The sequence below is a fragment of the Bradyrhizobium sp. CCBAU 53351 genome, from assembly GCF_015291745.1.
Classification (GTDB): domain Bacteria; phylum Pseudomonadota; class Alphaproteobacteria; order Rhizobiales; family Xanthobacteraceae; genus Bradyrhizobium.
The window spans coordinates 3,562,333-3,587,381 of the sequence record NZ_CP030059.1 but is presented as its reverse complement, the minus strand read 5'-3'; the positions used below and the strand labels follow the sequence as shown (position 1 = coordinate 3,587,381).

The window sequence follows — 25,049 nt, the reverse complement described above, 5'->3', positions numbered from 1 at the left end:
GTATGGTTTAGTTATAAGCGATACGGACCGCTTTTTTCACCAGCCCCAAAGGTGGCCCGTACCGCTGAGATCGCCGTGCCGGGTACAGCCCGGTGCGTCGCTCCGCGGCCGGCCGACGCCCAAGGCCGGCCGCGAATTCTTTACGATCATCCGGCACACTCGCTGGTCGAGGGTTTCGAGCATGACGACAGCCAAACGATGGACTTCAGGACTGCTGGCGATCGGCCTGTCCGCCCTGCTCCTCGCCGCGCCCGCCCGGGCGATCGTGACCGCGGGCACGCCGACTGCCCTTCACAGCGATGCAGATGGTGATGCCGAGGCCGACCGCCAAGCCGTCAGCCGCGAGATCGAGCGTTTCCGCAGCTCGTCGATCTCGATCAGCCAGGCCATGGCGATCGCCGAAGCCCGTCACGCCGGCGCCACCACGGCGGATGTGAGTTTTGACGGAGCCGCCGGCGTGCCGGTGTATCGCGTGAAGACCCTGCACAACGACCGGATCTGGCGCCACACCATCAATGCAGCGACGGGCGAACTCGTCGGCGGAGAAGCTGCCCTCCCCCTCGCCGAGCTCGACAACGACGATCGCAGCAACCTTGCGGCCCTCGGTGCGATCAGGCACCGTCTCGCGGATGCCGTGCGTGTTGCCGAGCGCGCAGCCTCGGGCAAGGCGATCAGCGGTGGCCTCGTGCGCGAACGCGGCCGGCTCAATTTCGCGATCGTCGTGATCAGCGGCGACGACCTCAAGGAGGTCATCCTGGAGCCCCCGGGCGCCAGGAAATAGCGGCTGCTAGATAGCGGCAGGCTTCGCCCCCGGCATCGGCCGGGAACGAAAAGCCATTGACGGCCGCAAGACTCTCCCGCATAAGTCGCCGCCATGTTCACGACCACCAAACGCACGACCAAAACCACCACGGCCTCAGGGGCCCGGGGAGGCGTGCGCACGTAAGTCATCGACTTAAACGCATCAGCTCTACGGCAAGCCCCGCCCTCGATGGACCGGGGCTTTTTTGTTGTCTTGTTCGCAAATCTCAATGGAGGACAAAGTGAGTAACGATCCTGTCGTCGCGATTGTCGGCGTCACCGGTGCGGTGGGCGCCGAATTCATCGCCACCATGGACAAGCGCGGCTTTCGCGTCGGCAAGCTCAAGGCGCTCGCCAGCGCCCGCTCGGCCGGCAAGACGGTGTCGTTCCGCGGTCAGCCGATCGTGATCGAGGAGCTGACCGAGCGGTCCTTCGAGGGTGTCGACATCGCCCTGTTCTCCGCCGGCGGGAGCATTTCGAAGAAGTATGCGCCGATCGCCGTCAAGTCCGGCGCGGTCGTGGTCGACAACTCCTCCGCTTTCCGCATGGACCCGAACGTGCCGCTGGTGATCCCCGAGATCAACGCGAACCGCATCAGGGATCACAAGGGCATCATCGCCAACCCGAACTGCGCGGCGATCACCGCGCTGGTGCCATTGTGGCCGATCCACCAGAAGAACCGCATCAAGCGCGTGATCATCTCGACCTATCAGGCCGCAAGCGGCGCTGGCGCCGCCGCGATGGAGGAGCTGGTCGAATCCACCCGCGCCAATCTCAACGGGCAGGTCTATACGCCGAAGGTGATGCCGCACCCCTACGCCTTCAACCTCTTCAACCACAACACGGCGATCGACCCCGACACCGGCTATAACGACGAAGAGACCAAGGTCATCAAGGAGACCCGCAAGATCTTCGAAGACGAGACAATCGCGATCGGCGTCACCTGCGTGCGCGTACCGGTGCTGCGCGCACATTGCGAGGCCATCACCTTCGAATGCGAGAAGCCGATCAGCGAGGACCAGGTCCGCGCCATCATGGCGCAGGCGCCGGGCGTCAAGGTCGTCGACGACCGCGCCAGGAACTACTTCCCGATGCCGATCGACGCCTCGGGCCAGGACGACGTCCTGGTCGGCCGCATCCGCAAGGATCTCAGCGACCCCAGCGGCCATTCGATCTCGATGTTCGTCGCGGCCGATCAGCTGCTCAAGGGCGCAGCGCTGAACGCGGTGCAGATCGCCGAGCTGCTGCCGCAGCGCGTGATGGCATAGTCGATGTCGTGGTAACCGGTATCGTAGGGTAGGCGCAGCGCAGCGTGCCCACCAACTGTCTCGATCATGAAAAGATGGTGGGCATGGTGCTTATGCCCGCCATCGCTCTCCGCATTCAGAAAAGACGTGGGCACGCTTCGCTTTGCCCTCCCTGCGGCGTAACGTCAGTCGTTCGCTCGAAACAGCAAACACGCATCCCCGTACGAATAAAACCGATACCCATTCGCGATGGCGTGCGCATACGCCGCCTTCATCGTCTCGAGCCCCGAGAAGGCTGACACCAGCATGAACAGCGTCGACTTCGGCAAATGGAAATTGGTCATCAGGATATCGACGGCGCGGAAGCGATAGCCGGGGGTGATGAAGATCGACGTCTCGGCGGCGAAGGGCTGGATGGTGCCATCCTCGCGTGCGGCGCTCTCCAGCAGCCGCAATGACGTGGTGCCGACCGCGATGATACGGCCGCCATTCTTTCGCGCCGTGTTGAGACGCTCTGCCGTCTCGGCCGAGATCGTGCCCCACTCGGCGTGCATCTTGTGGGCTTCGGTGTCCTCGACCTTCACCGGCAGGAACGTCCCTGCCCCGACATGCAGCGTGACCCTGTTGACGCCCACGTCGCGCGCGCGCAGCGCCTGCTCCAGTGCCGGGGTGAAATGCAGGCCGGCCGTCGGCGCGGCGACGGCGCCTTCGTTCGCCGCAAACATGGTCTGGTAGTCGGCGAGGTCCTGATCGTCGGGCGTGCGCTTGGAAGCGATGTAGGGCGGCAGCGGCGGGCTGCCGAGATCGGCGATGGCCTGGTCCAGCGCCGGGCCGTGGAACGAGAACGACAGCGTCACCTCGCCCTCGAGGCCCTTGGCCTCGACCTCGGCGTCGAGATGGCCGAGCAGGCAGACCTTGCCTTCATTGCCGAAGCGGACCCGGTCGCCGGCGACGAGCTTCTTGGCGGGCTTCACCAGCGCCTGCCAGCGCGAGCCGTCGAGCCGCTTGATCAGCGTCGCCTCAATCCTGGGCTCGGTCTCGCGGCCGATGCGCCGGCCCTTCAGTTGCGCCGCGATCACCTTGGTGTCGTTGACGACGAGCTGGTCGCCGGCCCTCAGCCATCGTGCGAGGTCGGCGATGGTCTGGTCGCGCAGCGCGCCGTTCTCCACGACCAGCATCTTGGCGGAGTCGCGCGGGCTCGCCGGGCGCAACGCGATGCGCTCGGGCGGCAGTTCGAAATCGAAGAGGTCGGTGCGCATCCATTTCAATCCGGAGGATCAAGCCCGCGCAGCTTCAATAGCATGTATGAAATTCGCTGCGCTGTACCCCGCACTGACTGCCGCCAGATATAGGCCAAGGTCTGCAGAGAGAATATGAACGCCCGCCTTGCCCGCCTCCAGGGTGGCTGAATCCGTCAATCCCAAGCGTCGGAACTCCGCTCGTTCAGTGGCACTCAAACTCGGGATATAGATCTCTCTCGTTGTAGAAACGAATTGAAGAAATCGACGCGATATTTTCTCCGGAAGACCGTTTCCTTCAAATTCTAGGAGATTGGACGCTTCTGAGAGGGCGTTTGGCAGCACCGCAAGCTCTCGATACTCGGAGATTACGTCGAGCAACAAGCGGAAGTCGTTGATGGTGTAAGCACGCGTGCGCTTGTGTTTTGGAACGGCGCGCTCATCTGCCAATCCAACAACAAGTAAGACGATCAAATTGGCATCTAAGATCAGAGTTTGACGTGTCATCAATCGTCAACGCTTACCTTCCGCACCATCCCCTTGACTCGCCCATTCTTGTCATCAACGAGGACCGTACGATATGCCCGCCTCAATGCGGCATCCCCGGTCAGGGTTGAAAGAGCGCTCTTGGCGGAATTCCAGGGACGAGAGAAACCAAGGGTGATCTTCCACACTTGGCTTAGTTCGTCGAACTCCACCTCCTCAAGCCCAAGATTAATGGGGTCTTCGTCCTTCATGACGTCGAGCACCCAATCCTTCGCCAACCTTACGGCCTGCTGTACATCCATCTTCGCCTCGCGTGATCTTCCTTCCAAACCCTTCGGCGAGAATAGCACTTTCGGGCCCAACCGTCGCTCGCCTCATGTCGTTCCAAGCTTGACCCCAAAGCCGGCAGTGCCCCTCAATTCCAATCGCCGCGCAGCCAGCGCGGCGATTGCACTCCTGAGGTCGGCGCGAGATTCCCGAGCCGTCCCAGAATGAGGGTGCGTGCTTATTCCTTGTCCGCCGCCATCCGCGCCTTGACGATCTTGTCGGGATTCTGCACGGGCTCGCCGCGCTTGATCTTGTCGACGTTCTCCATGCCCTCGGTGACCTTGCCCCACACCGTGTACTGGTTGTCGAGGAAGCGGGCGTCGTCGAAGCAGATGAAGAACTGGCTGTCGCCGGAATCGGGATTGGCGGCGCGCGCCATCGAGGTGGTGCCGCGCACATGCGGCTCCTTGTTGAACTCGGCCTTCAGCTTCTTGCCGGAGCCGCCGGTGCCGGTGCCCTGCGGGCAGCCGGTCTGCGCCATGAAGCCGTCGATCACGCGGTGGAACACGATGCCGTCGTAGAAGCCTTCGCGGACCAGTTCCTTGATACGCGCGACGTGGCCGGGCGCCAGATCAGGCCGCATCTCGATGGTGACGGGGCCCTGCGTGGTCTCGAGGATCAGGGTGTTTTCGGTGACGCTCATGCTCGTCTCTCTTGCGTTGGGGGTGAAGGCTTGTCAGGCGACGTTTTGCGGTTACGGAACTGGATTGCGAATGGACGTCCCGCGGCAGCGCCGGCCATTGCATCGGTAAATGGCATCGGTGTGCAGCGTTGCAACGCCTCCATCACCGCGATCCGGTATTGCAGCCGGTCGTTGTCGGAGGCCTCCGCGGATTCATAGGTAATCCTCGGATGGCCCAGAATGTTTCCGGCCCGGTTAAAGCTCACGACGACGGTGATGTCGAGTGGGCGGGCCCTGGCGGGCGGCGGCGGTTTCCAGCAGGTGCGCAGATGCCGGAAGACGTCCTGGATGGTGTTGACCTGCACGTCCTCGGCGGCCGCGCCGGAGAGGCCAAGCAGGAGCGCCGCGGCAGCTACGATGAGCTTTTTGCCACGGCGCGCCATCGCCACCTCTTATTTGATGTCGGAGGCGACCTGCACCTTCACCATCTTGTCGGGATCGGTTACGGCGCCGCCGGGGGAGCCGGGCGGCGCCTTCTTCAGCTTGTCGACGACGTCCATGCCCTGCACGACCTCGCCGACCACGGTGTACTGGTTGTCGAGGCTGCCGCCGTCGGCGAACATGATGAAGAATTGCGAGTTGGCGCTGTCGACGCTGTCGCCGCGCCGGGCCATGCCGACGATGCCGCGGGCAAAATGCACCTTGGAGAATTCCTGCTTCAGGTTCGGATATTTCGATCCACCGGTGCCGTTGAACTTCTCGCCGTCGCCGGTCTGCGCCATGAAGCCGTCCATGACACGATGGAACGGCACGTTGTTGTAATAGCCCTCGCGCGCGAGCTGCTTGATGCGCTCGGCATGCTGGGGCGCGATGTCGGTGCGCAGCTTGATGACGATGCGGCCCTTGGTGCTGTCGATGACGATGGCGTTGGCCTTGTCGAGGTTGGCCGGCAATTGCTGCGCCACCGCGGGCACCGCGAACACGAGCGCGGCAAGAACTGCGAGAATTCGGATCATGACAACTCCGGATCAGAGAAAGAGGAAGCGCGCCGTTATCCGGCGAATTTTACCTTGAGCTGGGCCGCAACGATCGGCGGGACGAAGGTCGAGACGTCCCCGCCCATGCCGGCGATCTGGCGCACCAAAGTGGCGGTGATCGGGCGAACCATGGGAGAGGCCGGCAGGAAGACGGTATGCACTTCCGGCGCCATCGCCTCGTTCATGCCGGCGAGCTGCATCTCGTAATCGAGGTCGCTGCCGTCGCGCAGGCCCCGAATCATGATGGTCGCACCGTGCTTGCGCGCCGCGGTCACCGACAGGTCGTCGAACGTCACGGCTTCGAGCACGCAGCCGGCCTTGGCCGCCACCGGCCCGCAGACGTCATGGAGCATCTTGAGCCGCTCCTCGGTCGAGAATAGCGGCTTCTTGCCGGGGTGGACCCCGATCGCGACGACGAGCCTGTCGCACAGCGATACGCTGTGCCGGACCACGTCCAGATGGCCGTTGGTGATGGGGTCGAAGGAACCGGGATAGAAGGCGATACGCGGCATGGCCCCCTCCTACCGCGCCCGGCCCGGGCCGGCAAGCCGGGCGGGTTCCTCGGCCTTGGCCGTTTCCGGCAGAATATCCCGCCGGCCGTGTCGGCGACGGCCGGTTTGTTTCGTCCTGAGAGCGGCCACGAAACAAACCGGCGGGGGCACGAAACCATTTCCCGCGCCGGCGAAGACGTCCGGAAACTGGCCATGGTTACTAATCCGGCCAACGAATGACGGGTCGCACACTGGGCGTAGGCGGCCGCATCACAGGGGACTGTCAAATGATCAAGGCTCTTTCAGCGATCGCTCTCTCTGCATGTGTTGCCGCAGCCCTCACCCTGCTGCCCGGCTTTGCCCCGACCGTCGAAGCCAGCGTGCCGCAGCCGCTGGCCAAGAGCGACCGGCTCGATATCCGCACCGTCGGAAAGGACTGCTCCCAGCAGGCCTGGCCGAACTTCGAGGTGTCCTGCCTGCGCCGTGCCGGCACCAAGGCGACCATCCGCGAGGCCCGCCTCGTGACCGCCAACCGGACCCCGTAGTCGGGTCTGTCAGCTTCGCGTCATATAATCCTGATGGAATTTTGCGACGCCCCATCGCAGACTGCGTGATGCTCGCGCCCGGCGGAATGGCCCGTCGGGCGCGATCCCATTGGGGGCCGCCCTTGTCCAGTACGCCCGCAGTCGCTTCCGGCCACCATCCTGACCCGCTGCCGCTCGCCATGACCATGGGCGCCCTCGGCGTCGTCTATGGCGATATCGGCACCAGCCCCCTCTACGCCCTGAAGGAAGCCGCCAAGGCGGCCGCCCATGGCGGCACGCTCAGTCACGACGCTGTCCTCGGCGTCGCCTCGCTGATCCTCTGGGCGCTGCTGCTGATCATCTCGCTCAAATATGCGCTGTTGATCCTGCGTGCGGACAACCGCGGCGAAGGCGGCATCGTCGCGCTTCTGGCGCTGCTGCATGCCCGCCACGCCCAGCCCGGCACCTGGCGTGCCCATCTCCTGGTGGTCGGCCTGATCGGAGCCGCCCTGCTCTATGGCGATGGCGCGATCACGCCGGCCATCTCGGTGCTCAGCGCCATCGAGGGCCTCAAGGTCGATGCCCCCTCGCTCGCGCCCGCCGTCGTGCCCGTCACCGTCGTCATCCTGATCGGCCTGTTCATGATGCAGAAGCAGGGCACCGGCTTCATCGGCCGCATCTTCGGGCCGGTGATGCTGGCCTGGTTCGTCGTACTCGCCGCGCTCGGCATCCACGGCATCGTCAAGGCGCCGGCGGTGCTGGCGGCGCTCAGCCCGTTCTATGCGTTCAATTTCCTGATCCACCAGGACTTCCACATCTCGTTCGGAATCCTCGGCGCGGCTTTTCTCGCGGTGACCGGCGGCGAGGCCATGTATGCCGACATGGGACATTTCGGTCGCCTGCCGATCCGGCTGGCCTGGTTCGCGATCTGCCTGCCCGCCCTGGTGCTGAACTATTTCGGCCAGGCCGCGCTGCTGATCACCGATCCCACGATGATCGAGAACCCGTTCTTCCAGCTCTGCCCCGACGCCCTGCACTACCTGCTCGTCGCATTCTCCGCGATCGCGACCGTGATCGCCTCGCAAGCGATCATCTCCGGCGTGTTCTCGCTGACGCAGCAATCGATCCAGCTCGGCTTCCTGCCGCGCATGCAGATCCGCCATACCACGAGCGATGCGATCGGCCAGATCTACGTGCCGCTGGTGAACTGGCTGCTTGCGGCTGCAACGCTGGGCGCCGTCCTGAGCTTCGGCTCCTCGGACGCCCTCGCCGGCGCCTATGGCATTGCGGTCTCGCTGCTGATGGCGATCACCACGCTGCTCGCCGCGCTGGTCGCGATCCAGTGGGGCTTTTCGCCCTGGCTGGTCGTTGCCGTGAACGGCTTCTTCTTCGTCATCGATCTGATCTTCTTCTCGGCCAACTCGATCAAGCTGTTCGAGGGCGGCTGGTTTCCGTTGCTGCTCGCCGGCCTCGTCGCCTTCCTGATGCTGACCTGGCGGGCCGGCGTGAGGCTGGTCGAGGCGGCCCGCGCCCGGCTGCGCCAGCCCGAGGAGGACCTGATCGAGACTGCGGTCAACAAATGCCATGCGCGACTGCCCGGGACCGCCGTGTACCTGGCCTCCGCGCCGCGCGGCGTGCCGCTCGCGCTCACTCAGTTCGTCAGGCACAACCGCGTGCTGCACGAGCGCGTGCTGCTGGTCACCGTACTGATCGAGGAATTGCCGCACATCGCGGACGAGGAACGCGCCGAGGTGATCGAGATCATCCCCGGCATCACCCGCGTGGTCTTACATTACGGCTTCATGCAGAATCCGACGATCTATGAAGGGCTGAAGCTGGTCTGCCGCCAGGGCAAGCTGGCCGGCATCGATCTCTCCGAGATCACCTATTACGTCGGCCGCGAGACCATCATCCCGCGCGAGGACGTGCCGGGCATGTGGGTCTGGCGCGAAAGCGTGTTCGCCTTCCTGCAGCGCAACGCCGAACGCTCGGCCGCGTTCTTCGGCGTGCCGACCAAGCAGGTCGTGGAGTTCGGCACGGAGCTGGAGATTTGACTGCGCGAATGGTGGGTGGCGAATAGCGAATAGGGAAGCCCCCCTATTCGCCACTCGCTATTCGCCATTCGCCCCGTTGCCGCTCTCCGCCTCTTCCGTGATGTGCTCGACTGAGACCACGTGCTCGTCCTCGGCCGTGTCGAACACGATCACGCCTTGTGTCGAGCGGCCGGCGACGCGGATGCCTTCGACCGGGCAGCGGATCAACTGGCCCTTGTCGGTGACCAGCATGATCTGATCTGCATCCTCGACCGGGAACGAGGCAACCAGATTACCGTTGCGGTTGTTGACGCTCATGGCGACGATGCCTTTGCCGCCGCGGCCCGTCGTGCGGTACTCGTAGGACGAGGTCCGCTTGCCATAGCCGTTCACGGACACGGTGAGCACGACCTGCTCCTGCGCCGACATCTCGGCATAACGCTCCTGCGCGAGCTGGAAGCTGCCGGATGTCTCCTCGGCCTCGGCGTCCACTTGTGCCTCTTCGGCCCCGGATTCGCCGGCGACCGCGCGGCGCATCTTCAGATACGCCGAGCGCTCGTCCGAGGTGGTCTCGACGTGGCGCAGGATCGCCAGTGAAATCACCTTGTCGCCCTCGCCGAGCGCGATGCCACGCACGCCCATCGAGGTGCGCCCGGTGAACACGCGCACGTCGGTGACGGGGAAGCGGATGCACTGGCCGCCGGCGGCGGTCAGCAGCACGTCGTCGCGCTCGGTGCAGATCTGCACGTCGACGATCGCTTCATTGTCGTCGAGCTTCATCGCGATGATGCCGGAGCGGCGGACGTCGACGAAGTCCGACAGCTTGTTGCGCCGGACGTTGCCGCCCGTGGTCGCGAACATCACGTCGAGGTTGCCCCAGGTGGACTCGTCCTCCGGCAGCGGCATGATGGTGGTGATGCGCTCACCCTGCTCGAGCGGCAGGATGTTGATCAGCGCCTTGCCGCGCGCGTTCGGCGCGGCCATCGGCAGGCGCCAGACCTTCTCCTTGTAGACCTGGCCGCGCGAGGAGAAGAACAGCACCGGCGTGTGCGTGGAGGCCACGAACAGACGGCTGACGAAATCCTCGTCGCGGGTCTGCATGCCGGCGCGGCCCTTGCCGCCACGGCGCTGCGCCCGATAGGCCGACAGCGGCACGCGCTTGACGTAGCCGGCGTGGGAGACGGTGACGACCATGTCCTCGCGCTGGATCAGGTCCTCGTCCTCGACCTCGCCTTCCTGCTCGATGATGACGGTGCGGCGGGGCGTTGCGAACTCGGCCTTCACCTCGGCGAGCTCGGTCTTGATGATCTCGAGCACGCGGGCGCGCGAGCGCAGGATGTCGAGATAATCGGCGATCTCGCCCGCGAGCTTGTCGAGCTCGTCGCGGATCTCGTCACGGCCGAGGGCGGTCAGGCGCTGAAGGCGCAGGTCGAGAATGGCCCTCGCCTGCTCCATCGACAGCCGGATCGTGCCATCCGCGCTGATGCGATGGCGCGGATCGTCGATCAGCGTCAGCATGTCCTCGACGTCCCGGGCCGGCCAGTCACGCGACATCAGGGTGTCGCGGGCGGTGGTCGGGTCGGGCGAGGTCCGGATCACGCGGATCATCTCGTCGATATTGGCGACCGCGATCGCGAGGCCAACGAGGATATGGGCGCGATCACGCGCCTTGGCCAGCAGGTACTTGGTGCGCCGTGTGACGACCCGCTCGCGGAAGTCGACGAAGATGGCCAGCAGGTCCTTCAGATGCATGATCCGCGGACGGCCGCTGTCGAGCGCCACCATGTTGACGCCGAAGCTGGTCTGCAGCGGCGTGAACCTGTACAGCTGGTTCAGCACGACGTCTGGCACGGCGTCGCGCTTCAACTCGATGACCACGCGGTAGCCTTCGCGGTCTGATTCGTCGCGCAGGTCGCCGATGCCCTCGATCTTCTTTTCCTTGACCAGTTCGGCGATGCGCTCGACCATCGTCGCCTTGTTCACCTGGTAGGGAATCTCGGTGACGATGATCGCCTCGCGCTCCTTGCGGATGGTCTCGATCGCGACCTTGCCACGCATCACGATCGAGCCGCGGCCGAGGTGATAGGCCGAGCGGATGCCTTGCCGCCCAAGGATGACGCCGCCGGTCGGAAAATCCGGTCCCGGCACGATGTTGATCAGTTCGTCGATGGTCAGCGCGGGGTTGTCGATCAGCGCGATGCAGGCGTCGATGACCTCGCCGAGATTGTGCGGCGGGATGTTGGTCGCCATGCCGACCGCGATGCCGCCGGCGCCGTTGACGAGGAGGTTCGGGAACTTGGCCGGCAAGACCGACGGTTCGGTCTCGTTGTTGTCGTAGTTCGGCTGGAAGTCGACGGTGTCCTTGTCGATGTCGGCCAGCAGGGCCAGCGCCGCCTTGGTCAGGCGCGCTTCGGTGTAACGATAGGCGGCCGCGGGATCGCCGTCGACCGAGCCGAAATTGCCCTGGCCGTCGATCAGCGGCACGCGCATCGAGAAGTCCTGCGCCATGCGGACCATGGCGTCGTAGATCGACTGGTCGCCGTGCGGGTGATACTTACCGATGACGTCACCGACCACGCGGGCGGATTTGACGTACTTCTTGTCGGGTGTGTGCCCCTGCTCGTTCATCGAGTACAGGATGCGGCGGTGCACCGGCTTCAGGCCGTCGCGGGCGTCAGGCAACGCCCGCGCCACGATCACGCTCATGGCGTAGTCGAGATAGGACTTCTTCATCTCCTCGAAGATGGAGACGGGGCGAATATCCGAGGGTTGCGCCGGCTGGTCGCCGGGCTTGTCGTCGTCGTCAGCCAAGGGGAAATCCGGTGAGGTTTTATCTGGGAATCATATAGCGCATCGAGGCCCTGATAACCACCCTTGCGGGGTCGAGGGAAGCGCTTTTTCCGCTTATTTTTCCAATAGCTTACGGCCTTGCAACGAGGGTCTCGGATGGGCATGGAACAGGCTCTTCGAAATCGCCTCGGCCACCTCAATGATCGCGCGGTGGCGCGCACCTCTTCGGCCTGCTTGCCCGGCGCGGTCAGAGTTCAACCCAAACATGAAGCGGGCCCGGAAATCCCGAGCCCGCTCTGTCGATTAGTAAGGTTTGCTGACACGACGTGGCAGGCGCGGCCCAACCTGCCGGCGCCCCCTTATCGTCAGACCGTCCTCAGAACGGGATATCGTCGTCCATGTCACTGTTGCGGCCACCGCCGCCGGCGGCCACGGGACGGCGTGGCGCGCTGTTGACGGGTCCTGACGAGCCGAAATCACCACCCGGCTCATCGCCGAAGCTGCCGCCTCCACCTCCACCGCCGCCGCTGCGGCCGTCGAGCATCGTGAGCGTCGAGTTGAAGCCCTGGAGCACGACCTCGGTCGAATACTTCTCGACACCGCTCTGGTCGGTGTACTTGCGGGTCTGAAGCGCGCCCTCGATGTAAACCTTGGCGCCCTTCTTCAGATACTGTTCGACGATCTTGCAAAGCGGCTCCGAGAAGATCACGACGCGATGCCACTCGGTCTTCTCCTTGCGTTCGCCGGTATTCTTGTCGCGCCAGGTCTCCGAGGTGGCGATGCTCAAATTCGCAATCGGCCGCCCGTCCTGGGTGCGGCGGATCTCAGGATCCTTGCCGAGATTTCCAACCAGAATGACCTTGTTGACGCTTCCCGCCATCGCCGCTCTCCACTCCGAATGCCACTGATTTCAAAAGGCCGAGCGCGCTGCCCGCGTTCCTCTGCGCCCTGTTGAGGCGACCCTATACGCTTGCGGGCGCCGCTCAGCCCACCACCCCCTGGGTTATCCCCACATATAGCACCGACCTTCGTCATGTTCCAGATTTGTTCTTTCTGGCCGGGCGTCGAACAGAGCGCCACGCGCACTTCTGACTTTCGCCGGCTCGGGAACCTCCCGGCCGCTCTGCCTGGAGCCTCACACGTTCTAAGCGCATCGCCGGAATTGCGACATCGGCATGATCAGCCCGAATGACCGCGGGCGGCCTGCCACTCGTCAAGCACGGATATCTCTCTGATATCCTTGGATGATTGAACGATCCAGCTCGCGCCCTCCTCTTCAGGCGGGGCGCGATTCAGGGGTTAAATAAGTCAGTAACCATCACCTTTCCGACCACTGTGGCTTTTCGGATACACAACTTGCGGCTTCAGTGGTGTAAGCACGGCATCAGTTGGGCCGTTGAGTCCGCTGCCCTTCCGTCCGCGGAAGGCAACAACAGAAACTGGGACTGGGATTAGTTGAAAATGAAAAAGGTTTTGTTGGCTTCGGCCTGTTTGTTCGCTCTGGCGGCCCCCGCTTCGGCTGCTGATCTCGCGGCGCGCCCCTACACCAAGGCTCCGGTCGCTCCGATGGCTTCGGTCTACAACTGGACCGGCTTCTATCTCGGTGTCGTCGGTGGCGGCGCTTGGGAAAACGCTTCGGGCGACCCGAAGATGAAGGGCGGCTTCGTCGGCGGCACCGCCGGCTACAACTGGCAGACCGGTAACGTCGTGTTCGGCCTCGAGGCCGATGCTGCGTGGGCTGACGTCAGCGCGTCGGTCTCCGGTCCGGTCCTCGTCCCCGGCTTCGGTGTTGCCACGGCGACCCTGAGCTCGAAGACGGATGCGATGGGCACCGTTCGCGGCCGTATCGGCTGGGCCGTCAACAACGTGCTGTTCTACGGCACGGGTGGCTATGCCTGGATCGACAACAAGCTGAGCGCCAGCGCTCTCGGCGTGACCATCTCCGACAGCAAGTTCCACTCCGGCTGGACCGTCGGTGCGGGCGTCGAAGCGTTCTTCGCTCCGAACTGGACCGTCAAGGGCGAGTACCTCTATCGCAGCCTCGGCGGCGAGACCTACTTCTCGGGCGCCCTGCCCACCGGCACGCTCAACTTCCACACCGTGCAGGTCGGCGTGAACTATCACTTCGGCGCCCCGGTCGTCGCCAAGTACTGAGCTTCGACTTAAACGCTACCCGCGTTACGAAAGGCCGGCCTTGCGCCGGCCTTTTTGTTTGCCCTTGCTCGTTGTTTGCCCGCTCGTTCGCCTGCCGCGTTCTACAGTTCCGCGCCCGCCTGCTGCCAGATGCCGCCAGCGCGCCAACATTCCGTTGACGATTCGCAACTCCCTCTGGAAATCCGCGCGCGTTCTTCCTACGTTCGCTGATAACCCCATCGGCGCCGATCCCGGTTCCGGGCGAAGCGCGCCTTCATCATTGGCGCGATCGCGCGTCTTTGGATTCCTTGAGGACCAGCGGGATGGATGAAGTGATCAAGGCGAAGCGCCAACAACAGAACGCGGGCTCAAGCCTGCGCGCAATTACGATCCGTGGCGCGCGCGAGCACAACCTCAAGAACATCGACGTCGAGATTCCCCGCGACAAGCTGGTGGTGTTCACCGGCCTCTCCGGCTCCGGCAAATCCTCACTCGCCTTCGACACCATCTACGCCGAGGGCCAGCGCCGCTACGTCGAATCGCTCTCGGCCTATGCGCGCCAATTCCTGGAGATGATGCAGAAGCCCGACGTCGACCAGATCGACGGCCTGTCGCCCGCGATCTCGATCGAGCAGAAGACGACATCGAAGAACCCGCGCTCGACCGTCGGCACCGTCACCGAGATCTACGACTATATGCGCCTGCTGTGGGCGCGCGTCGGCGTGCCCTATTCGCCGGCCACCGGTCTGCCGATCGAGAGCCAGACCGTCTCGCAGATGGTCGACCGCGTGCTGGCGCTGCCCGAGGGCACCCGCCTCTATCTGCTCGCGCCCGTCGTGCGCGGCCGCAAGGGCGAGTACCGCAAGGAGCTCGCCGAATGGCTCAAGAAGGGCTTTCAACGCGTCAAGATCGACGGCACCTTCCATGAACTTGCGGAAGCGCCGACGCTGGACAAGAAATTCCCGCACGACATCGACGTCGTCGTCGACCGCATCGTGGTGCGCGCCGACATCGGCCAGCGCCTCGCCGAGAGCTTTGAGACCGCGCTGAAGCTCGCTGAGGGCCTTGCCGTCGTCGAGTTCGCCGACGCCCCCACGGCGGCTCCCACCGAAGAGAAAAAGAAGACCGCCAAGATCCACGACAAGAGCGGGCCCGAGCGCATGCTCTTCTCGGAAAAGTTCGCCTGCCCGGTCTCGGGCTTCACGATTCCAGAGGTCGAGCCCAGACTGTTCTCCTTCAACAATCCCTATGGCGCCTGCCCGGCCTGCGGCGGCCTCGGCGTCGAGCAGCATGTCGACGAGGACCTCGTCATTCCCGACAAGGAGCTCGCCATCGGCAAGGGCGCGATCGCGCCATGGGCCAAATCGTCCTCGCCCTATTACATCCAGACCCTGACCGCGCTCGGCAAGCACTACAAGTTCACGCTGACCACCAAGTGGAAGGACCTGCCCAAGAAGACGCAGAACGCGATCCTGCACGGCTCCGGCGAGGACGAGATCAAGTTCTCCTACGAGGACGGGGTGCGCTCCTACGACACCAAGAAGCCGTTCGAGGGCGTCATCACCAACATCAACCGCCGCTACCGCGAGACCGAAAGCGAGTGGGCGCGCGAGGAGCTGGCGAAATACTTCCACGACGTGCCCTGCGAGGGATGCAAGGGTTTCCGGCTCAAGCCCGAGGCGCTCTGCGTCAAGATCGGAGCCAGGCATATCGGCGAGATCTCGGAGCTGTCGGTCAAGAAGGCCGGCGAATGGTTCGAGACCGTGCCCGACGCGCTCAACGCGCAGCAGAACGAGATCGCGGGCCGCATCCTGAAGGAGATCCGCGAGCGCCTCACCTTCCTGCTCGACGTCGGCCTCAACTACCTCACTTTGTCCCGCTCCTCCGGCACGCTGTCCGGCGGCGAGAGCCAGCGCATTCGCCTCGCCTCGCAGATCGGCTCGGGCCTGACCGGCGTGCTCTACGTGCTGGACGAGCCTTCGATCGGCCTGCACCAGCGCGACAACGCCCGCCTGCTCGACACCCTGAAGCGGCTGCGCGACCTCGGCAATACCGTGGTCGTGGTCGAGCATGACGAGGACGCCATTCGCCTCGCCGACTACGTGCTCGACATCGGCCCCGGCGCCGGCATGCATGGCGGCCACATCGTCGCCGAAGGCACGCCCGCCGAGATAATGCGCAACCCGAAATCGCTGACCGGCAAGTACCTGACCGGCGAGCTCGAGGTCGAGGTCCCGGAGCGGCGCCCGCCGAACCATCGCCGCACCATCAAGGTGGTCAACGCGCGCGGCAATAACCTCAAGAACGTCACCGCCGAGATCCCGCTCGGCCTGTTCACCTGCGTCACCGGCGTCTCCGGCGGCGGCAAGTCGACGCTGTTGATCGACACGCTGTACCGCGCCATCGCCCGCAAGCTGAACAATGCCAGCGAGGGCGCCGCCCCGCACGATCGCATCGAGGGCCTCGAGCACATCGACAAGATCATCGACATCGACCAGTCGCCGATCGGCCGTACGCCGCGCTCGAACCCCGCGACCTATACCGGCGCCTTCACGCCGATCCGCGAATGGTTTGCCGGCCTGCCCGAGTCCAAGGCGCGCGGTTACGAGCCCGGCCGCTTCTCCTTCAACGTCAAGGGCGGCCGCTGCGAGGCCTGCCAGGGCGACGGCGTCATCAAGATCGAGATGCACTTCCTGCCCGACGTCTACGTCACCTGCGACGTCTGCAAGGGCAAGCGCTACAACCGCGAGACGCTCGAAGTCCTGTTCAAGGGCAAGAGCATCGCCGACGTGCTCGACATGACCGTCGAAGAAGCCGCCGAATTCTTCAAGGCGGTGCCGCGCGTGCGCGAAACCTTCCAGACCCTGCACCGCGTCGGCCTCGACTACATCCATGTCGGCCAGCAGGCGACCACGCTATCGGGCGGCGAAGCCCAGCGCGTCAAGCTCGCCAAGGAGCTGTCAAAACGCGCCACCGGCCGCACGCTCTACATCCTGGACGAGCCGACCACCGGCCTGCACTTCCACGACGTCAAGAAGCTCTTGGAGGTGCTGCATGAGCTGGTCGCGCAGGGCAACACGGTCGTCGTCATCGAGCACAATCTCGAAGTCATCAAGACCGCAGACTGGGTCATCGACCTCGGCCCCGAAGGCGGCGACGGCGGCGGCGAGATCGTCGCCTGGGGCCCGCCGGAAGACATCGCCAAGGCGCCGCGGAGCTATACCGGAAAATTCCTGGAGCCGGTGCTGAAGAAAGCGCGCAAGCCGAAGCGAAGGAGCACGAGCGAGGCGGCGGAGTAGCGCCACCCGCTCGAGCGGCCGGCTCAAGCTGCCGGGAAAGTTCTCCATGCCGAGCCGAACCTACGCGCTCTTCCGCAACGCGATCCTCGCCGAGCAGCAGGTGACCTGTGTCTACGAGGGCCGCCATCGCGAGCTATGTCCGCACATCATCGGCACCAACAAGGCCGGTGAGGAAGCCGTGCTGGCCTGGCAGTTCGCCGGCGAAAGCAGCGGACCGCTGCCACAATGGCGATGCCTGAAGCTGGCCAATGTCAGCAACGCCCGGGCGCGCGACGGCCGCTGGCACGAGGGCAGCTCGCATCGGAGCACTCAGACTTGCGTCAAGAACATCGATATCGACATCAATGTTGACGTACGCAAGTTGCGGTAAGCGCCCATTAGTCTACCGGCCGACGAATTCAATGACCGCTTCGCCCCGCGCGACGGCTTCGGCGATTCGCGGCATGGCGCTCAAAAACTGACGGATCAGCGCGCGATTGTCGATGTTGCCGACACGCACCCAAAGCACTGCGGATCGACGGTAATCCTTGCCAGTAGCTCCGACATCTGCCACCTCTCGAAGGTAACATAGGCATCTCCGATAGCATTTTTCAGGCGCCTCGCCAGCCGCGCGACGCCCGCACTTCTCCCTCCGCCATGCCCTACGCCCTCGCCATCTTCGACCTCGACGGCACGCTGGCCGACAGCTTCCCGTGGTTCCTGCGCGTCATCAACGACATCGCCGATCGCTTCAATTTTCGCCGTGTCGCCGATGAGGACGTCGAGGACCTGCGGCATGCCTCGACGCGCGAGATCCTCGCCCGCCTCGAGGTGCCGCTCTGGAAGCTGCCGGCGATCGCGCGGCATGCGCGGCGGCTGAAGGCGGAGGCGGCTTCCGAGATCGCACTGTTCGCCGGCGTCGAGACGATGCTGCGGACGCTGACAGAGAACGGCGTGCAGCTCGCGCTGGTGACGTCCGACAGCGAGGCCAATGCGCGCGAGAAGCTCGGGGAAGCCGCGGTGCTGTTTTCGCATTTCGACTGCGCGGCATCGCTGTTCGGCAAGCCTGCGAAATTCCGCCGCGTCATCCGCCGCGCCGGCGTGCAGCCGGGCCAAGTCATCGCTATCGGCGACGAGGTGCGCGACATCGAGGCGGCACGCGCCGTCGGCATCGCCTGCGGCGCGGTTTGCTGGGGTTACGCGGCGCCGGCAGCGCTACGGGCGCGGGGGCCGGATCACGTGTTCGAGCGGATGGATGAGATCGTGTCCGCGTTATGCCCCGGTGCCGTAGCCCGGATGAGCCAAGCGACATCCGGGAGCCTCAGTGGATGAGGACGGATCCATCCCGCATGTCGCTCCGCTCGTGCGGGCTATGAAATGCCGCGCGGCGGGTCGTGCTTCTCCATCGACAGCGCGATCCGCTCAAGAAAGCCGTTCATCCGCCGGGTCTCGGCGACCTGCTGCTCGTAGAGCTCGATCAGGCTCACGCCCGACTTGCTGCGCGCCTGCATGCCCTGCCGCCGCGAAAACCAGAACCACAGCCCGATCAGCAGCAGGAACGGCAGCCACGATACCGCAAGCTCAACCCACTTATCCATCACAAACGTCTCCACTCGGCGCGCGTCCCGGCGCAATTCAATCCCGGATAGCATCTGTCGTGGCGATACGACGTCCGGTTCGATCGTGGCCCGGATGGAGCGGAGCACAATCCGGAACAGCGTCCCGCATCTCGCTTCGCTCCGTGCGGGCTACAAGTGTTCCGTCCCCTACTCCGTCCGCCGCAAGAACGCCCCGAACGCCCTTGGGCCGTCGCCGGTCTTGATCTCGCCGACGACCTTCAGCTCGGCCGCGTCGATGATGATAAGCGTGTTGCTCTCCCAGCAGGCCACGATGACGCGCTTGCCGTCAGCGGTCGCCGCGATGCCTTCCGGATAGTCGCCGACATTGATGCGCTTGACCGGCGTCAGGCTCGCCACGTCGAACACGCTGACGGTGCCGCCATATTGATCGGTGACGAAGCCGCGCCCCTGCGTCAGCGCCACCGCATAGGGGCGCATGCCGACCTTCACGCGGCCGATCTCCTTGCCTTCCGCAAGATCGATCACCGAGACGTCGTCGGAGCCGACATTGGCGGTGTAGGCGCGCTTGCCCTCGGCATCGATGGTGACGCCGAACGGACGGGTGCCGACCTTGATCGTCGCCTTGCGCTTGCGTGTTGCGGTGTCGACGACCGAGACGCTGTCGTCGTCGCGGTCCGCCGAGAGCAGTAGCTTGCCGTCAGGCGTCACTGCAAGGCCCGATGGCGAGGCGCCGACCGCGATGCTGGCGGCGATGCTGCGTGAGGCCGTATCGATCACCCGCACCGCCGCCGCATACCAGTCCGCGACATAGACGGTCTTGCCATCGGGGGCGACCGCAATGCCGAGCGGTCCGCCGCCGACCTCGATCCGGCCTGCCACCTGCCGCGTCGCGGCGTCCACCACCGTCACCGCCTTGGCGTCGGGGCTCGTGACATAGGCAAAGCGCCCGTCCGCGCCGACCGCAACGCCCGCCGGCTTGCCGCCGATGGGAATGGTTGCCAGCGCGCGTGCGGAGGCGAGATCCACGACCATCAGATCGTCGCTGAGCTGGTTGGTGACGAACGCCTCCTCGGCAGCTGCGCTGCCGAGGCTGGCATGGCAAAGGCTGGCGGCAAGCGCCGCCAGGACCAGAATGCGCACGGTCAGCTGCCGCTCTCGATCTTCTTCTTCAACGCCTCGAGCCCGCTCTTGTAGAGCCCGCTGACCGCGGATTTGGCGGCTTCATCGTTGAGTTCCGGCGGCGGATCGTTGTTGGGAAAGCCGCGGTAGAACGCGCCGGCCCATTCCAGCTTCGACTTGCCGTCGGAAGCCGGCGACACCGTCAAGGTCGAGGAATAATTGGTCACCGGCAGCACCTTCACGTCAACCTTGGTGATCCGGTACGAATAGCTCAGCATGTCGGGCTCGTATTTGTAGAGCTCCTCCTCGACCGTCGCACCGCCCTGCAGAGTCAGCGTCCGCGTCGCGCCGACCTCGTTGCCCTTTTCGCCCGTGGTCTTGGTGACTGGCGGAAGCCAGCTCATGTCCTGGAAATTGCGGATCGCAGCCCAGACCTTGTCTTGCGGCGCATTGATCTCGATGGATTCCCGCACCTTCTGCCGAGTCGGCCCGTGGGCCCCGGCCGGGCCAAAGGTCGCCGTCAAGCCTGCCGCCGCCATGACAGCCAGCGCCGCAGCCACGGCCGTGCGCCGTCCAATCGTCACCCTCATTCTCGTTTCCTCATACGTCCCGTTGATCATGCGCGACTTCGACTGCGCGCTGCGGTCATCCTAGCGCATTTTGGGGCCGAGGGGAGACCGGTTCGTGGCGCCGTCGCGGCGGGGCGCGGCACACCCCCATCACCTGGCCGCGTCGCGCGCCGTCGGTTTGCAGGGCGGGTCACTCCGTGAGCAAACAACGCGCGCATACGACGGGCGCAGCCCGCGTACGGCAAAATCGTGTGGTCCTGGCGCCCGGGGTCTGTGCGCCAAGTCTTGCGGCGACGCGTGCGGTCCAACCGGGCCTTGCGCGTCAGCCATCCGCAAGGTGACGGGGCAATAGTGCAACGCTCCCCGAGGAGAGCACGACATAAGCCGTCAACCCCCTGCGCAGGGAAGGCCGGATGTTTGGCTTCACCTGTATGCCGCTGCGCAGATTCCTTAAGCACACGCTTCGCACAGTGGACCGCGGGTGCCAGCCGGCACCCGGCCTTCCCTGCGCCCTCGGCACTTTTGAGGGCAACAACGACCGCAAAGCTCGGGCACGAAGGGCCGCGAGAACGGGACGGCGCGCGCAACTGAGAATCGAATACGGAGATGAATTCCGCTCTCGTGCCCCGGGCGCGCTATTGCCTTCCACTCCGTCATTACAGCGCAGCGAAGCAATCCAGACTGCCGCCGCGGAAAGACTCTGGATTGCTTCGCCGCAAGGGCTCCTCCCTATGACCGCGGAGAGAACTACCGTCAAAGACGCTCACCTACTCCCCCAGCGTCGCCTCCACGAAGGCGTGCGGGTCGTCACAGAATTCGCGCATCAAGCGATAATGATCCGTCTCCTCCACCGTCACCGGCTCAAGGCCGTATTTCCCGAGCCGCAGCAGCCGCGCGTTGGGATAGGCCATCAGCATCGGCGCGTGCGTCGCCATGACGACCTGGCAGATCCGGGACTCCTCCATGCGCCGCAACAGCTTCAAGAACTCGATCTGCCGCGCCGGCGACAGCGCCGATTCCGGCTCGTCGAAGATGAAGATACCCTGGCGCTGACAGCGCTCCTCGAAGAAGCGCAGGAAGCCTTCACCGTGGGAATGCGACAGGAAATCGGGGCCGACCTGACCGGCATCGCGCGCGGCCTTGTCGAGATACCGCGCCACCGAGAAAAAACTCTCGGCGCGAAAAAACCAGCCGTTGGTGATCTTCGGCAGCCAGCTCGCGCGCAGCGCCTTGGCGAGTTGGCCACCCATCCTCTCGCGCGCCTCGGAGTGGTCGACCGGCATGTAGCCCTTCCCGCCCCCGGCATCGTCGTAGCCGGCAAGCGCTGCGATGCCCTCGAGGATCGTCGACTTCCCGGTGCCGTTCTCTCCAACGATGATCGTGATGGCGGTGTCGAAATTGAGCTCGAAATCATCTGGCAAGATGGGAAGGCAAAACGGATAGGCCTCGCGATCACCCACCCGCGACGGGTCCAGCCAGACCCGCTTCAGATACGGCGCCGGCAGGTTGATAGTGCGATGACCTCTCCGGCTCATAGTCCGCCTTTCCGCCCGTTCTGCTACAGACAACCCCAAAAGAACATATAGGGAACATAAGATCCATGCAACCGGCAGGCTACGCTGGCGAAATCCTCGGCTGCAGCCTAATCCAGCACCTCCAGCACCAGCTCCATCGTCATCAGCACCGGATTGTCGCCGCGGACCAGGCGCCCCTCTGCCAGGCCGCCGGTGTAGTCGACCAGCGCGACATCGAGCGCAGCTTCGAGCACGCTGGACTGCCCGGGCGCGATCAGCCCGCACGTCACGGCAAGCTCGGTCGCAAACGGCTCCGTCGCCCCGCCGTGCGTGAAGCGCGCGCCGATGGTCGAGCCGACCCCGCCATGGATCTTCGCTCGCGCGATGCCCTGCGCGCCGCAGAACTCTTCGAGGCAGGACGCAAAGTCCTGGTTCGGCCGCAGCCGCAGCGCGAATGCGCGGCTTGTCGTGCGCGCGCCCGTGCGCTCAGCGGGCACCGGTCCGAACAGCTTGAAATTGGTCTCGGGATCGGGCTCGGCGGTGAACATCGCGCCGTCGATGCCGAAGGCCTCGACCTCGAACGCTTCGGCGACGACAGTCTCGTCCGGCAGCATGTGGCCACCGCCGGCCTTGCCGTCCGCCTCCGCCCACAGCCCATGGCAATGAAAGAACGGTGCGCCGTCGCGCGTGCCGAGCGTGAGGCTGCCGAGCTTCGTGTGCGTCGTCCCATCCGGCCGATAGGTGTCGCTATAGAACGCCGCGTTCTCGCCGGTCTTCGACAGTGCCGGCATGACATAGGCGAACGGCCCGAGCACGCCGTGCCGGAAGCTGAGGACGCCGCTCGTAAAACCTTCGGCCGCAAAGCCGCGCCGCGCGGCCTCCAACAGCGGGACATCCGCCTGAAGCGTGAACGAGAATGCGCGCGCCCTCGCCTCCACCCATTGGATGCGTTCTGCGACGGGCGCGCCCGGCTGCTTGATGCTCCGCATGGCCTGCACTCAGCCTGCCTTCGTCTTGTCGAGATCGAGCAGGCCGCGGGCCTCGAGCTCGTCGCGCACCATGCGTTTCGGCACCTTGCCATAGCCGGATTTCGGCAAGGCCTCCCAGAAGAAGAACCGCTTCGGCATCTTGTAGCGCGGCACTTTTGGCGAGAGAAACGCGGCCATCTCCGCTTCGCTCACCGGCTTCTCGCCCTCGCGCGCGACGCAGACGGCAACGCCGACCTCACCCCAGGTCGCATCGGGCACGCCGAGCACGGCGACCTCGCCGATCGCGGGATGCGTCAGGATCTTCTCCTCGATCTCGCGCGGATAGATGTTGGAGCCGCCGGAGATGTACATGTCGGAGGCGCGGCCCGTGATGTAGACAAAGCCCTCCTCGTCCATGTGGCCGAGATCGCCGGTGCGAAACCAGCCGTTGCGGAACGCCTTCGCATTGGCTTCGGGATTGTCGTAATAGCCGGCGAGCACGGCAGGCCCGATCACGCAGATCTCGCCGCTTTGGCCCGCCGCGAGCTCGCGACCTTCGTCGTCCTGGATCGACACCTGCATGGCGGTGCGTTCGAAGCCGCAGGTGCCGATCCTGGCATGCGGACTATCCTCGGAGTCGTGCAGCGCCGCCGGCAGCACGGTGATGTTGCCGGTGACTTCGCCCAGGCCGAAATACTGCACGATGACCTTGCCGAGCTTCTTCAGCGCGGTCTTCTGGTCCTCGCGGTACATCGGCGCACCCGCATAGATCACTTGGCGCAGCGAGGAATGATCGTATTTGTCGGCGGCGGGATGCTCGACCATCATCTTCAAAATCGTCGGCACCGTGAAGAGATTGGCGACCCGATGCGTCTCGATCAGGCGGAACGCCTCGTCGATGTCGAATTTCTCGGTCGGCAGCAGGACGGTGCAGACGCCGCGCGCGGTCTGCACCAGCTGATGCACGCCGGCGCCATGCGACAGCGGTGCCACCACCAGCGAGGCATCGTGCTCGGTGACGCCAGGGGTGAGATCGGCGAGATGGTTGGTGACGACGAAACCCATCTGGCCGTGGGTCAAGACGGCGGCCTTGGAACGGCCTGTCGTGCCCGAGGTGAAGAAGAACCAGCAGGGATCGTCGTGCTCGACGGCGACGTTCTCGACCAGCTCGCCGGCGCGCGCCGCGATGGCCTCCGCAACCGAGGTCTCGCCGAAGGCGCCCTTGCCGTCGAGGCTCCAGGTGAACTCCAGGGCGCCCCCCTTCACCGCCGCGGCATGCTCGGGGAAATCGACATGGCACAGAAACGCCTTCGCCCCGGAGGCTTCTGCGAGATAAGTGACTTCATCCGGCATCAGACGGAAATTGGTGGGCACCCAGACTGCACCGAGCCGGAATGAAGCGAACATCGAGAAGAACATCTCGTCGCTGTTCTTGGAATGAACGAGGATGCGGTCGCCCTTGGCAATGCCGCGTGCAGCAAGCGCCGCGGCCAACGCCGAGACCTGTTGATCGATCTGCCGCCAGGTCCAGGACCTGTCACCCCAGACAAAGCCGGGACGCGCACCGTGCCGCCGCGCATTCTGGGTCAGCATGTAAGCGAGATTCATGACGCGGCGGGACATGCGCAGGGGCGGCATCGGGCTTCCTCTTCGAGGGCGGACGGCGCTTGGGCTACCCGCTCATTGCAGCCCATTTATCGCCATCACCCGCGACCCCGCAAGGCCGCCGGCCGCACATCAGCCCTACGGCTGCTTGAACGCGAACGGCGTTGCCGAAATCACCTTCTGCTTGACGCACGCCTGTGGACCAAAGCCGCCGCAAAAGCTGCCATGCAAATCGAAGCGGATGCTGCGCGCGGCGCCGCGCTTCACCGGCGAGGCCATGACCCTGTAGCGGAGGACGTAGCCGTCGAACACTTCGCGCACGCCGCCATCCGGCAGCGTCACCAGGATCTTCATGACGCAGCCGCCGGTTCCGCAATAAGTGGTCTCGCGGTCCCCGCATTTGGTCGCGCTGAAATCGATGATGTAGTCGTCGCGGCCGTCGCCGGTGAGGTCGATCCTGCGCACCGTATCAGGCGCGAAAGTCACCTCGCCGCCGTCCTGGCTGGTACATTCCTCGTTGGCGTAGCGCAGCGCCGTCTGCACGCCGGGCGGATAGTCGGACGGATTGAACGGCTTGGCATCCTCGGCGCGCGCGGCGGAGGCGATCAGGGCAAGCAGAAGCATCAGATGGCGCATGGGCGTTGGTCGCCGGCGCAAGCGCAATCGTTCAGGGAATTTTAAACATGA

General features: G+C 64.8%; 24 protein-coding genes. 8 read left to right on the top strand and 16 right to left on the bottom strand.

Features of this window, described 5'->3' with window-relative positions; translation table 11 throughout:
* Nucleotides 1-181: 181 nt before the first annotated feature.
* Together XH83_RS16795 and XH83_RS16790 are read left to right on the top strand one after the other, a co-directional pair.
* Nucleotides 182-781, top strand: coding sequence for a PepSY domain-containing protein (locus tag XH83_RS16795; RefSeq protein WP_194408029.1), 600 nt, complete (start codon nucleotides 182-184; stop codon nucleotides 779-781).
* Between the two features lie 250 nt (nucleotides 782-1,031).
* On the top strand, nucleotides 1,032-2,069 hold the full coding sequence (locus tag XH83_RS16790) for an aspartate-semialdehyde dehydrogenase (RefSeq protein WP_194408028.1): 1,038 nt from the start codon (nucleotides 1,032-1,034) through the stop codon (nucleotides 2,067-2,069).
* 164 nt (nucleotides 2,070-2,233) lie between these two features.
* On the opposite strand, the gene queA is transcribed toward XH83_RS16790, so the two are convergent.
* The 7 genes from queA to coaD all read right to left on the bottom strand — a co-directional run bounded on the left by queA (nucleotide 2,234) and on the right by coaD (nucleotide 6,270).
* Nucleotides 2,234-3,307 (bottom strand): tRNA preQ1(34) S-adenosylmethionine ribosyltransferase-isomerase QueA, encoded by a 1,074-nt coding sequence (gene queA / locus XH83_RS16785; protein WP_194408027.1) that lies wholly within the window; start codon nucleotides 3,305-3,307, stop codon nucleotides 2,234-2,236.
* Nucleotides 3,308-3,325: 18 nt separating this feature from the next.
* Nucleotides 3,326-3,793, bottom strand: a complete 468-nt coding sequence (locus tag XH83_RS16780) for a PIN domain-containing protein (protein ID WP_194408026.1) — start codon at nucleotides 3,791-3,793, stop codon at nucleotides 3,326-3,328.
* On the bottom strand, nucleotides 3,793-4,074 hold the full coding sequence (locus XH83_RS16775; protein ID WP_194408025.1) for a hypothetical protein: 282 nt from the start codon (nucleotides 4,072-4,074) through the stop codon (nucleotides 3,793-3,795). The genes XH83_RS16780 and XH83_RS16775 overlap by 1 nt, the downstream gene beginning before the upstream one ends.
* Nucleotides 4,075-4,277: 203 nt before the next feature.
* Complete coding sequence (locus XH83_RS16770; RefSeq protein WP_194408024.1) at nucleotides 4,278-4,742, bottom strand: peptidylprolyl isomerase; 465 nt, start codon at nucleotides 4,740-4,742, stop codon at nucleotides 4,278-4,280.
* Nucleotides 4,739-5,164 (bottom strand): hypothetical protein, encoded by a 426-nt coding sequence (locus XH83_RS16765; protein ID WP_194408023.1) that lies wholly within the window; start codon nucleotides 5,162-5,164, stop codon nucleotides 4,739-4,741. Before XH83_RS16765 ends, XH83_RS16770 begins: the two co-directional genes overlap by 4 nt.
* Before the next feature lie 9 nt (nucleotides 5,165-5,173).
* The gene (locus XH83_RS16760) at nucleotides 5,174-5,737 is read right to left on the bottom strand and encodes a peptidylprolyl isomerase (RefSeq protein WP_194408022.1); all 564 of its coding nucleotides are present in this window, start codon (nucleotides 5,735-5,737) and stop codon (nucleotides 5,174-5,176) included.
* Nucleotides 5,738-5,772: 35 nt separating this feature from the next.
* On the bottom strand, nucleotides 5,773-6,270 hold the full coding sequence (gene coaD / locus XH83_RS16755) for a pantetheine-phosphate adenylyltransferase (protein WP_194408021.1): 498 nt from the start codon (nucleotides 6,268-6,270) through the stop codon (nucleotides 5,773-5,775).
* A gap of 266 nt (nucleotides 6,271-6,536) precedes the next feature.
* On the opposite strand from coaD, the gene XH83_RS16750 reads away from it, so the two are divergent.
* Nucleotides 6,537-6,794 carry a hypothetical protein gene (locus XH83_RS16750; RefSeq protein WP_194408020.1) on the top strand — a complete coding sequence of 86 codons (258 nt, stop codon included), beginning with the start codon at nucleotides 6,537-6,539 and terminating at the stop codon, nucleotides 6,792-6,794.
* A gap of 179 nt (nucleotides 6,795-6,973) precedes the next feature.
* Nucleotides 6,974-8,827, top strand: a complete 1,854-nt coding sequence (locus tag XH83_RS16745; protein ID WP_194408290.1) for a potassium transporter Kup — start codon at nucleotides 6,974-6,976, stop codon at nucleotides 8,825-8,827.
* Between the two features lie 57 nt (nucleotides 8,828-8,884).
* Here the strand turns inward: XH83_RS16745 and gyrA are convergent, their stop codons facing one another.
* Both gyrA and XH83_RS16735 read right to left on the bottom strand, forming a co-directional pair.
* Entirely contained in the window at nucleotides 8,885-11,617 is a 2,733-nt protein-coding gene (gene gyrA / locus XH83_RS16740) for a DNA gyrase subunit A (protein WP_194408019.1), read from the bottom strand.
* A gap of 355 nt (nucleotides 11,618-11,972) precedes the next feature.
* A complete protein-coding gene (locus XH83_RS16735; RefSeq protein WP_194408018.1) occupies nucleotides 11,973-12,476 on the bottom strand; it encodes a single-stranded DNA-binding protein in 504 nt (167 codons plus the stop codon).
* A 581-nt stretch (nucleotides 12,477-13,057) separates the two neighbouring features.
* Between XH83_RS16735 and XH83_RS16730 the strand changes: the two genes are divergently transcribed.
* From XH83_RS16730 to XH83_RS16715, 4 genes are all read left to right on the top strand, one after another.
* Nucleotides 13,058-13,750 carry an outer membrane protein gene (locus XH83_RS16730; protein WP_194408017.1) on the top strand — a complete coding sequence of 231 codons (693 nt, stop codon included), beginning with the start codon at nucleotides 13,058-13,060 and terminating at the stop codon, nucleotides 13,748-13,750.
* A gap of 302 nt (nucleotides 13,751-14,052) precedes the next feature.
* Nucleotides 14,053-17,028, top strand: a complete 2,976-nt coding sequence (gene uvrA / locus XH83_RS16725) for an excinuclease ABC subunit UvrA (protein WP_194408016.1) — start codon at nucleotides 14,053-14,055, stop codon at nucleotides 17,026-17,028.
* Nucleotides 17,029-17,074: 46 nt separating this feature from the next.
* On the top strand, nucleotides 17,075-17,398 hold the full coding sequence (locus XH83_RS16720; protein WP_194408015.1) for a hypothetical protein: 324 nt from the start codon (nucleotides 17,075-17,077) through the stop codon (nucleotides 17,396-17,398).
* A 266-nt stretch (nucleotides 17,399-17,664) separates the two neighbouring features.
* The gene (locus tag XH83_RS16715; protein WP_194408014.1) at nucleotides 17,665-18,339 is read left to right on the top strand and encodes an HAD family hydrolase; all 675 of its coding nucleotides are present in this window, start codon (nucleotides 17,665-17,667) and stop codon (nucleotides 18,337-18,339) included.
* Between the two features lie 38 nt (nucleotides 18,340-18,377).
* On the opposite strand, the gene XH83_RS16710 is transcribed toward XH83_RS16715, so the two are convergent.
* The 7 genes from XH83_RS16710 to XH83_RS16680 form a co-directional block, all read right to left on the bottom strand.
* Nucleotides 18,378-18,605 carry a hypothetical protein gene (locus XH83_RS16710; RefSeq protein WP_194408013.1) on the bottom strand — a complete coding sequence of 76 codons (228 nt, stop codon included), beginning with the start codon at nucleotides 18,603-18,605 and terminating at the stop codon, nucleotides 18,378-18,380.
* Nucleotides 18,606-18,773: 168 nt separating this feature from the next.
* On the bottom strand, nucleotides 18,774-19,727 hold the full coding sequence (locus XH83_RS16705) for a cytochrome D1 domain-containing protein (RefSeq protein ID WP_194408012.1): 954 nt from the start codon (nucleotides 19,725-19,727) through the stop codon (nucleotides 18,774-18,776).
* Between the two features lie 2 nt (nucleotides 19,728-19,729).
* Entirely contained in the window at nucleotides 19,730-20,296 is a 567-nt protein-coding gene (locus tag XH83_RS16700; protein WP_194408011.1) for an SRPBCC family protein, read from the bottom strand.
* A gap of 746 nt (nucleotides 20,297-21,042) precedes the next feature.
* Nucleotides 21,043-21,810, bottom strand: coding sequence for an AAA family ATPase (locus XH83_RS16695; RefSeq protein WP_194408010.1), 768 nt, complete (start codon nucleotides 21,808-21,810; stop codon nucleotides 21,043-21,045).
* A 107-nt stretch (nucleotides 21,811-21,917) separates the two neighbouring features.
* Nucleotides 21,918-22,778, bottom strand: a complete 861-nt coding sequence (locus XH83_RS16690) for a PCC domain-containing protein (protein ID WP_194408009.1) — start codon at nucleotides 22,776-22,778, stop codon at nucleotides 21,918-21,920.
* A gap of 9 nt (nucleotides 22,779-22,787) precedes the next feature.
* Entirely contained in the window at nucleotides 22,788-24,395 is a 1,608-nt protein-coding gene (locus tag XH83_RS16685; RefSeq protein WP_194408008.1) for an acyl-CoA synthetase, read from the bottom strand.
* A 105-nt stretch (nucleotides 24,396-24,500) separates the two neighbouring features.
* Nucleotides 24,501-24,998 (bottom strand): hypothetical protein, encoded by a 498-nt coding sequence (locus tag XH83_RS16680; RefSeq protein ID WP_194408007.1) that lies wholly within the window; start codon nucleotides 24,996-24,998, stop codon nucleotides 24,501-24,503.
* Nucleotides 24,999-25,049: the final 51 nt, after the last annotated feature.